A 10,962-nucleotide genomic window follows, 5' to 3' on the forward strand; every position below is an offset into this window, starting at 1 on the left:
CTCGGTGACGGCCGCGACCCGGCCATGCCGCTCGCCCACGCCGTCGACCTCAACGCCGCCACCCTCGACACCGCCGAGGGCCCGCAGCTCACCGCCGACTGGTCCTGGCCCGACGGGCTCCTCACCGAGGAGCGCGTCCGCGAACTCGCCGAGGCCTGGTTCACCGCCCTGCGCACCCTCGCCGCGACCACCGGCGGCGGCCTGACCCCGTCCGACGTCCGCCCGCTCGTCACCGTCACCCAGACGCAGATCGACCGCCTGGAGGCCGAGCACGGCCCCCTCGCCGACCTCCTCCCGCTCTCCCCGCTCCAGCAGGGCCTGTACTTCCACGCCACCTACGACACCGACGGCCACGACGTCTACACCGTCCAACTCGCCCTCGACATCGAAGGCCCGCTGGACGTCCCCGCCCTGCGCACCGCCGCCGCGGCCCTGCTCGCCCGGCACGGCACGCTGCGCGCCGCGTTCCGCCAGGACGGCTTCGAGACGCCGGTCCAGGTGATCCCGGCCACCGTCGAACTCCCTTGGCAGGAGCTGGACTTCACCGGCCGACCAGCGGACGCCGACGCCTGGACCGCCGAGGACCGGGCCGAGCGCTTCGACCCCGCGCGCGCCCCGCTGATGCGCTTCGCCGTGCTGCGCACCGGCGCCGACCGGCACCGGCTGGTGCTGACCAACCACCACATCCTGCTCGACGGCTGGTCGATGCCCGTCCTGGTCAAGGAACTGTTCACGCTCTACCGGGGCGAGGGCGCGACCATGCCCCGGGTCACCCCGCACCGCGAGTACCTGGGCTGGCTGGCCGGCCAGGACCGGTCCGTGGCCGAGGCCGCCTGGCGGCGGGCGCTGGACGGCCTGGCCGAGCCCACCCTGGTCGCCCCGGCGGACCGGGACGGCGCCGCCGGCACGCCCGAGCGCGTCACCACCGAGCTGCCGGCCGGGCTCACCGCCCGCCTGACCGCGCTGAGCCGGGCCCGCGGCACCACGCTCAACACCCTGCTCCAGGCCGCCTGGGCGCTGGTCGTCGGCCAGCTCACCGGTCGGGACGACGTGGTGTTCGGCGGTACCGTCTCGGGCCGTCCGCCGCAGGTCACGGGCATCGAGTCGATGATCGGCCTGTTCATCAACACGCTGCCGGTCCGGGTCGGCCTCGACCCGGCGGAGCGCTTCGGCGCCCTGCTGGACCGGCTCCAGGCGCAGCAGGCCGCCCTGCTGGACCACCAGTACCTCGGCCTGACCGACCTCCAGCACACCACCGGCCTCGGCGAACTCTTCGACACCCTGGTGGTGTTCGAGAACTACCCGCTCGACGCCGACGTGCTGGACTTCGGCCGGGACCTGCGCGTCACCGGCCTGGCCGGCCACGACGCGACGCACTACCCGCTGATCCTCACCGCCGTGCCCGGCGAGCGGCTCCAGCTGCGCCTGGACCACCGCACCGGCGCGTTCGACGCCGCCGCCGCGAGCGCCCTGCTGGAGCGCGTGGTCGGCGTCCTGACCGCCGCCCCCGGCCTGCTGGACGCGCCCGTCGGCCGGATCCCGCTGCTCGCCGCCGAGGAGCGGGAGCGGCTGCTGCGCGGCCTGAACGACACCCCGCGCAACCCCGGCGCGGCCGTGCCGGTGATCACCCGGCTCTTCGCCGAGCTGGCCGGCTGGGCGCCCGCCGCCGAGGCCGTGGTCGCGGAGGCCGGCAGCCTCTCGTACGGCGAGCTCGACGCCCGTTCCAACCGCCTGGCGCACAAGCTGCTCGCCGCCGGGGTCCGCCCCGAGGACCGGGTCGCGCTGCTGATGGAGCGCTCGCCCGAGCTGGTGGTCGCGATCCTCGGCGTGCTCAAGGCCGGCGGCGCGTACGTGCCGCTCGACCCCCGCTTCCCGGCCGCCCGGATGCGGCACATCCTGGCCGAGACCGGCGCTGCCGTGCTCATCGCCGACGCGGCCGACGACGCCGCCGGGTTCGGACTCGACGAGGACGCCGACCTGACCGTCCTGGAGGCCGCCGCCGCGCTCGCCGACGGCCCCACCCACGGCCCCGGCGTGGACGTCCGGCCGGACCAGCTCGCGTACGTGATGTTCACCTCCGGCTCGACCGGCCTGCCCAAGGGCGTCGGCGTCACCCACCGCGACGTCGTCGCGCTCGCCGAGGACCGCCGCTTCGAGTCCGGCCACGAGCGGGTGCTGCTGCACTCGCCGACCGCCTTCGACGCCTCCACCTACGAGCTGTGGGTGCCGCTGCTCGGCGGCGGCCAGGTCGTCGTCGCCCCGGCCGGGGACCTCGACGCCGTGCGCCTGCGCGAGACCGTCACCCGGCACGGCGTCACCGCGCTGTGGCTGACCGCCGGCCTGTTCCGGCTGATCGCCGAGGACGGCCCCGGCTGCCTGGCCCGGGTCGGCCAGGTGTGGACCGGCGGCGACGTCGTGCCCGCCGCGGCCGTGCGCCGCGTCCTGGACGCCTGCCCCGGCCTGACCGTGGTCGACGGCTACGGCCCGACCGAGACCACCACCTTCGCCACCAGCCACCGGATCGGCTCCGCCGCCGACGTCCCCGCCGCGATCCCGATCGGCCGCCCGCTGGACGGCATGCGGGTGTACGTGCTGGACGCCGCCCTGCGGCCGGTCCCGCGCGGCGTGGCCGGCGAACTGTACCTGGCGGGCGACGGCCTGGCCCGCGGCTACCTCGGCCGCCCCGGCCTGACCGCCGAGCGCTTCACCGCCGACCCGTACGGCCCGGCCGGCGCCCGGATGTACCGCACCGGCGACCTCGTGCGCTGGAACGCGGCGAACGCGCTCGACTACCTCGGCCGCACCGACGACCAGGTCAAGGTGCGCGGCTTCCGCATCGAGCTCGGCGAGATCGAGGCCGTGCTGGCCCGGCACCCCGCCGTCGCCCAGGCCGCCGCGATGGTCCGCGAGGACGTCCCCGGCGACCAGCGGCTGGTCGCCTACCTGGTGGCCGCGCCCGGCGCCCGGATCGAGCCGGCCGAGCTGCGCGCGCACGCCGCCGCCGGCCTGCCCGGCTTCATGGTGCCGTCCGCCTACGTCGCCCTGGAGACGCTGCCGCTGACCGGCAACGGCAAGGTGGACCGCCGCGCGCTGCCCGCCCCCGCGCTCACCGCCTCGGCCGGCCGCGCCCCGCGCACCCCGCAGGAGGAGATCCTGGCCGGGCTGTTCGCCGGGATCCTCGGGCTGCCCGCGGTCTCCGTCGACGACAGCTTCTTCGACCTCGGCGGGCACTCGCTGCTCGCCACCCGCCTGGTCAGCCGGATCCGGCCGGTGTTCGGGGTGGAGCTGGCCGTGCGCACCCTCTTCGAGGCGCCGACCGTGGCCGCGCTCGCCGAGCGGATCGCCGTGGCCGGGCACGCCCGCGCCGCGCTCACCGCCCGACCACGGCCGCAGGAGGTCCCGCTCTCCCCCGCCCAGCGCCGGCTCTGGTTCCTCAACCGCTTCGAGGGTGCCACCGCCTCCTACAACCTGCCGCTCGCGCTGCGGCTGGAGGGCGAGCTCGACCGGGCCGCGCTGACCGCCGCGCTCGGCGACGTCATCGACCGGCACGAGAGCCTGCGGACCGTCTTCCCCGAGTTCGACGGCCGCCCCCGCCAGTGGGTGCTGCCCGCCGGCACCTCGGCACTCAGTCTGCCGCTCACCGAACTCGCGGACGGCGAGGGCACGTTGGACGCCGCCCTGGCCGGGGCGATCGCCGACGGCTTCGACCTCACCACCCAACCCCCACTGCGCGCCGAGCTGTTCCGGATCTCCGCCACCGAACACGTGCTGCTCGTCGTGCTGCACCACATCGCCGGCGACGGCTGGTCCCTCGCCCCCTTCGCCCGCGACCTCGGCACCGCCTACGACGCCCGCCGGGCCGGCACCGCCCCCGCGTGGGAGCCGCTTCCCGTCCAGTACGCCGACTACACGCTCTGGCACGCCGAGGTCCTCGGCGACGAGAGCGACCAGGACAGCCCGCTGGCCCGGCAGGTCGAGCACTGGAAGCGGGCCCTCGCCGGCCTGCCCGAGGAGCTCGCGCTGCCCACCGACCGGCCCCGCCCGGCCGACGTCAGCTACCGCGGCGAGTCCGTCCCGCTGGCGCTGCCGGCCGAGGTGCACGAGCGGATCGCCGCCGTCGCCCGGACGCACGACGCGAGCGTCTTCATGGTCGTCCAGGCCGCCGTCGCCGCCCTGCTGCACCGGCTCGGCGCCGGGGACGACGTCCCGCTCGGCAGTGTCATCGCCGGGCGCACCGACGAGGCGCTCGACGAGCTGGTCGGCTTCTTCGTCAACACCCTGGTGCTGCGCACCGACGTCTCCGGCGACCCGACCTTCGCCGAGCTCCTGGCCCGCGTCCGGGAGACCGACCTCGCCGCCTACGCCCACCAGGACGTGCCGTTCGAGCGCCTGGTCGAGGTGCTCAACCCGGTCCGCTCACTGGCCCGCCACCCGCTGTTCCAGGTGATGCTGGCCTTCCAGAACAACGCGGCGGCCACCCTCGACCTGGACGGGCTGCGCGCCACCGCGCTGCCGGTGCGGCTGTCGGCGGCCAAGTTCGACCTGCTGTTCTCGCTGGAGGAGACGTTCACCGCCGAGGGCGGCCCGGCCGGGCTGACCGGCGTCCTGGAGTACTCCGCCGACCTGTTCGACCGCGCCACCGCCCAGTCCCTCGGCGACCGGCTCGGCCGGCTGCTCGCGGCCGTCACGGCCGACCCGGACCTGCCGGTCGGCGCCGTCGAGGTGCTGACGGAGGCCGAGCGCGCCCTGGTCCTGGACGGGTGGAACGACACCGCCCGCCCGGTCACCGAGACCACCGTGCCGGAGCTGTTCCGGGCGCAGGCCGCCCGCACCCCGCACGCCCCGGCCGTGCTGCACGCCGGCACCGAGCTGACCTACGCCGAGCTGGACGCCCGCGCCAACCGGCTGGCCCGGCTGCTGATCGCCGAGGGCGCGGGCCCGGAGCGGTTCGTCGCGCTGACCCTGCCGCGCACCGCCGACCTGGTCGTGGCGCTGCTCGCGGTGCTCAAGTCCGGCGCCGCCTACCTGCCCGTCGACCCCGGCTACCCGGCCGACCGGATCGCCCACATGCTCGACGACGCGCGGCCCGCGCTGGTGCTCACCAGCACCGCAGCGGCCGACGCGCTGCCCGCGGACGTCCCGGCGCTGTGGCTGGACGACCCGGCCGTGCGCGAGCGGCTCGCCGCCCTCCCGGACGGCGACGTCACCGACGCCGAGCGGCCGCGCCCGCTGGACCCGCGCCACCCCGCGTACGTCATCTACACCTCGGGCTCCACCGGCCTCCCCAAGGGCGTCGTGATCCCGCACCGCAACGTCGCCGACCTCGCCGCCTGGGCGGCCTGCGACATCGGCCCCGAGCGGCTCGCCGACGTCCTCGCCGCGACCTCGCTCAACTTCGACGTGTCCGTCTTCGAGCTGTTCGGCCCGCTGCTGTCCGGCGGCCGGATCGAGCTGGTCCGGGACGTGCTCGCGCTGCTGGACGCGCCCGAGGGCCGGCACTACGGCCTGGTCAGCGCCGTCCCGTCGGCGCTCGCCCACACCCTCGGCCAGGCCGGTGCCCCGCGCTTCGGCGCCGGTCTCGTGGTCCTGGCCGGCGAGGGCCTGGCCGCGCACACCGCGGACGCGATCCGGGCCGCCGTGCCCGGCGCGCGCCTCGCCAACATCTACGGCCCCACCGAGGCCACCGTGTACGCCACCGCCTGGTACGAGGGCGACGACGACGCCGGGCGCACCCCGCCGATCGGCCGCCCCCGGCGCAACACCCGGGCGCTCGTCCTGGACGCCGGCCTGCGGCCCGTTCCGGTGGGCGTCGCGGGCGAGCTGTACCTGGCCGGCGAGGGCCTGGCCCGCGGCTACCTGAACCGTCCCGGCCTGACCGCCGAGCGCTTCGTCGCCGACCCGTACGGCCCGGCCGGCAGCCGGATGTACCGCACCGGCGACCTCGTGCGCCGCACCGCCGACGGCGAGATCGAGTACCTCGGCCGCACCGACTTCCAGGTCAAGGTGCGCGGCTTCCGGATCGAGCTCGGCGAGATCGAGTCCGTGCTCGCCAAGCACCCGGCGGTCGCCCAGGTGGCGGTCCTGGTCCGCGAGGACACCCCCGGGGACCAGCGCATCGTCGCCTACGCCGTGCCGGCGAACGGCGCCGAACCGCAGGCCGCCGAGCTGCGCGCGCAGGCCGCGGCCGCACTGCCGGAGTACATGGTCCCGTCCGCCTTCGTCCTGGTGGAGCGGCTGCCGCTCAACCCGAACGGCAAGCTCGACCGGCGCGCCCTGCCCGCCCCCGACTTCGGGGCCGCGGCCGGGGCCGGGCGGGCCCCGCGCGACGAGCGCGAGGAGCAGGTGGCCGGGCTGTTCGCCGAGGTGCTCGGCGTGCCGCGGGTCTCGATCGACGACGGCTTCTTCGACCTCGGCGGGCACTCGCTGCTCGCCACCCGGGAGGTCAGCCGGGTGCGGACCCTGTTCGGCGTCGAGCTGCCGGTGCGCGCCCTGTTCGAGACCCCGACCGTCGCCGCGCTCGGCGAGCGGATCGGCGCCGCGGGCCGGGCCCGCCAGGCGCTCACCGCCCGGGTGCGCCCGGAGTCGGTGCCGCTGTCCGCCGCGCAGCGCCGGCTGTGGTTCCTCAACCGCTTCGAACAGCGCACCGGCACCTACAACCTGCCGCTCGCCGTCCGCCTCACCGGCGCGCTCGACACCGCCGCCCTGACCGCCGCCCTCGGCGACCTCACCGCGCGGCACGAGAGCCTGCGGACCGTCTTCCCGGACGCCGACGGCCGGCCGCGCCAGCAGGTGCTTCCCGCCGCCGGGGCGCGCCCGGTGCTGCACACCGCGCCGTACGACGCCGCGGCGCTCGCCGCGGCCGCCGCGCTGGACTTCGACCTCGCCGCCGAAGTGCCGCTGCGCGCCCACCTGTTCAGCGTCTGCGCCACCGAGCACGTGCTGCTCGTGGTGATCCACCACATCGCCGGCGACGGCTGGTCGATGGCCCCGATCGCCCGCGACCTCGCCACCGCCTACGCGGCCCGACTGGACGGCAGCGCACCGGAGTTCACCCCGCTGCCGGTCCAGTACGCCGACTACACGCTGTGGCAGGCCGAGGTCCTCGGCGACGAGGCCGATCCGGCGAGCGAGCTCGCCCGCCAGACCGGCTACTGGCAGCGCACCCTCGCCCGGCTGCCCGAGGAGCTGGCCCTGCCCGCCGACCGGCCGCGCCCGGCCGAGCAGAGCTTCCGCGGCGACACCGTGCCGCTGCACCTGTCCGCCGACGCGCACACCGCGCTCGCCGCGCTGGCCCGCGAGGCCAACGCGAGCGTCTTCATGGTCGTCCAGGCCGCCCTGGCCGCCCTGCTCGGCCGGCTCGGCGCGGGCGAGGACGTCCCGATCGGCTCGCCGATCGCCGGGCGCACCGACGAGGCCCTGGACGACCTGGTCGGCTGCTTCGTCAACACCCTCGTGCTGCGCACCGACCTGACCGGCGACCCGACGTTCCGCGAGCTGGTCGCCCGGGTCCGGGAGACCGACCTCGCCGCCTACGCCCACCAGGACGTGCCGTTCGAGCGCCTGGTCGAACTGCTCAACCCGGAGCGCTCGCTGGCCCGCCACCCGCTGTTCCAGGTGATGCTGGCCTTCCAGAACAACGCGGCGGCCGAGCTCGTCCTGCCCGGCCTGTCCGTCGAGCCGCACCCGGCCGTGGTGGACGGCGCCAAGTTCGACCTGTCCTTCCAGCTGGCCGAGGAGTTCACCGCCGACGGCGCGCCGGCCGGCGTCGGCGGCCGGATCGAGTACGCGACCGACCTGTTCGACCGGGACACCGCGGCCGACCTGGCCGAGCGGTTCGCCCGTACCGTGAGCGCCCTGGTCACCGCGCCGGACCGGGCGCTGTCCGAACTCGACCTGCTCACCGCCGAGGAGCGCCGACGCGTCCTCGTCGAGTGGAACGACACCGCCCGCGAGGTGCCCGCCACCACGCTGCCCGCGCTGTTCGAGGCGCAGGCCGCCCGCACCCCCGGTGCCCCCGCCCTGACGGCCGGCGGCGAGCGGCTGACCTTCGCCGAGCTCGACGCCCGCGCCAACCGGCTGGCCCGCCTGCTGGCCGGCCGGGGCATCGGCCCGGAGCGGTTCGTCGCCGTCGCCCTGCCGCGCACCGCCGACCTCGTCGTCGCGCTGCTCGCCGTCATGAAGGCCGGCGCGGCCTACGTCCCGGTCGACCCGGCGCTCCCCGCCGGGCGCATCGCGCAGCTGCTCCAGGACGCCGGCACCGCCGCCGTCATCACCGGCGACGGCGCCCGCGACGCGCTGCCCGCCGAGCGCGGCGGCGAGCGGATCGACCTCTCCTCCCCGGCGGTCGTCCACGAGCTGCGCGAGCTGGCCGGCACCCCGCTGCCGCTCCCGCCGGACCCGCGCCACCCCGCGTACGTCATCCACACCTCCGGCTCGACCGGCAAGCCCAAGGGCGTCGTCGTCCCGCACGCGGGCCTCGGCAACCTGTTCCACCACCACTTCACCGAGCTGTACGCGGCGGACATCGCCGCCGCCGGCCGCCCGCTGCGCGCGGCGCTCACCGCCGCCGTGTCCTTCGACGCCTCGCTCGACCCGGTGCTCTGGCTGGTCGCCGGCCACGAGCTGCACCTCGTGGACGACGACGTCCGGCGTGAGCCGCAGGCCCTGGTCGGCTACGTCCGCGAGCACCGGATCGACTTCCTGGAGCTCACCCCGTCCTACGCCGAGCAGCTCGTCGAGCACGGCCTGGTGCGGGACGCGTCGGCCCGGCCTCGGATCCTCGCCCTCGGCGGCGAGGCCGTGAGCCCGGCGCTGTGGCAGGAGCTCGCCCGCACCCCGGGCGTCACCGCCTACAACCTGTACGGCCCGACCGAGGCCACCGTCGACAGCGCCACCACGAGCACCGCGGACACCGACCGGCCGCTGGTCGGCCGCCCGGTGGCCAACGCCCGCGCCCTCGTCCTGGACGAGCGCCTGCGGCCCGTCCCGGCGGGCGTCGCGGGCGAGCTGTACCTGGCCGGCGCCGGACTGGCGCGCGGCTACCTCGGCCGCCCCGACCTCACCGCCGAGCGCTTCACCGCCGACCCGTACGGCCCGGCCGGCAGCCGGATGTACCGCACCGGCGACGTCGTGCGGTGGACCGCCGACGGCCGCCTCGACTACCTCGGCCGCTCCGACGACCAGGTCAAGATCCGCGGCTTCCGCATCGAACTCGGCGAGATCGAGACCGTGCTGGCCCGCTACGAGGGCGCGCTGCGCTCGGCCGTGGTCGTCCGCGAGGACCGGCCCGGCATCAAGCGCCTGGTGGCGTACGTCGTGCCGCGCGGCAGCGGCGCCCTCGATGAGGCGGTGCTACGCGCCCACCTGGCCGCCGCGCTGCCCGAGTACATGGTCCCGTCCGCCTTCGTCGCGCTCGACGCGCTGCCGCTGACGGCCAACGGCAAGCTCGACCGCCGCGCCCTGCCCGCACCCGAGTACCGGGGCACCGGCCGCGGACGGCCACCGCGCACGCCGGCCGAGGAGGTCCTGTGCGGGATCTTCCGCGACCTGCTGGGCGTGGCCGAGGTGTCCGCCGAGGACGGCTTCTTCGAGCTGGGCGGCGACAGCATCGTCTCCATCCAGTTGGTGAGCCGCGCCCGCAAGGCCGGGCTGGTCTTCACCGCCCGCGAGGTGTTCCGGCACCGCACCCCGGAGGCCCTGGCCGCCGTCGCCGGCACCGCCGACGCGCTGCCGGTGGAGGAGGCCGGGGCCGCGTACGGGCTCGTCCCGCAGACGCCGATCGTCGGATGGCTGCGCGAACTCGGCGGCGCCGTCGACGGATTCAGCCAGACGATGGTCGTGCGGACGCCCGTCGGCGCCACCTTCGAGCGCCTGGCGGACGCCCTTCAGACCGTGCTGGACCACCACGACGTGCTGCGGGCCCGGCTGGTGCGCGGCGCCGACGCGTGGAACCTCGACGTCCCCGAGCCGGGCACCGTCCGCGCCACGGACGTGCTGCGCCGCGCCGAGGGCGCCGACCTCGCCACCGAGGCCCGCGCCGCCCAGCTGCGGCTCGACCCGGACGCCGGCGTGATGCTCCAGGCCGTGTGGTCGGAGGAGCAGAACCGTCTGCTGGTCATGGCGCACCACCTGGTGGTCGACGGCGTCTCGTGGCGCATCCTCCTTCCGGACCTCGCCCACGCCTACGAGGGCACCGCCCTGGAGCCCGTGCCGACGTCGTTCCGCCGCTGGGCGCAGCAGCTCACCGCACTCGACCGCTCCGCCGAACTCCCGCTCTGGCAAGCCCAGTCCGACGGCTTCGACGGCGTCGACGGCGGGGACGCGCCGCTCGCGGAGCTGGACCCGGCCGTGCACACGGCGGCCACCGTCCGGCACCTGTCGCTGACCCTGCCCTCGGACGTCACCGCGGCGCTGCTCACCGACACCGCCACGCGGTACCGCGCGACCGTCAACGACGTGCTGCTCACGGGCTTCGCGCTCGCCGTGAACGCCTGGCGCGGCGGCGACGCCACGCCGGTCCTGGTGGAGCTGGAGGGCCACGGCCGCGAGAACGTCGTCGAGCACGCCGACACCACGCGCACGGCCGGCTGGTTCACCAGCATGTTCCCCGTCCGCCTCGACCCGGGCACCGGCGCCGACCCGGCCCGCGCGCTGAAGGCCGTCAAGGAGCAGTTGCACGCCCTGCCGGACAACGGCATCGGCTACGGCTTGCTGCGCGGCGCGCTCGAAGGCGCCCCGCGCCCGCAGCTCGGCTTCAACTACCTCGGCCGCTTCGCGGCGGGCGAGACCGACGCCGACTGGGCGCTGTGCACCGACGTCGCGCTCGGTGACGGCCGCGACCCGGCCATGCCGCTCGCCCACGCCGTCGACCTCAACGCCGCCACCCTCGACACCGCCGAGGGCCCGCAGCTCACCGCCGACTGGTCCTGGCCCGACGGGCTCCTCACCGAGGAGCGCGTCCGC

The 10,962-nt window shown here is 76.3% G+C and carries 1 protein-coding gene; it reads left to right on the top strand.

Going from position 1 to position 10,962, the window contains the following annotated elements; genetic code table 11:
- Positions 1-10,962: non-ribosomal peptide synthetase (locus tag PUR71_RS03015; RefSeq protein WP_329924724.1), on the top strand; the 10,962-nt coding region annotated here is incomplete at both ends.

The organism is Streptomyces sp. SP17BM10, assembly GCF_036322405.1.
Lineage (GTDB): Bacteria > Actinomycetota > Actinomycetes > Streptomycetales > Streptomycetaceae > Kitasatospora.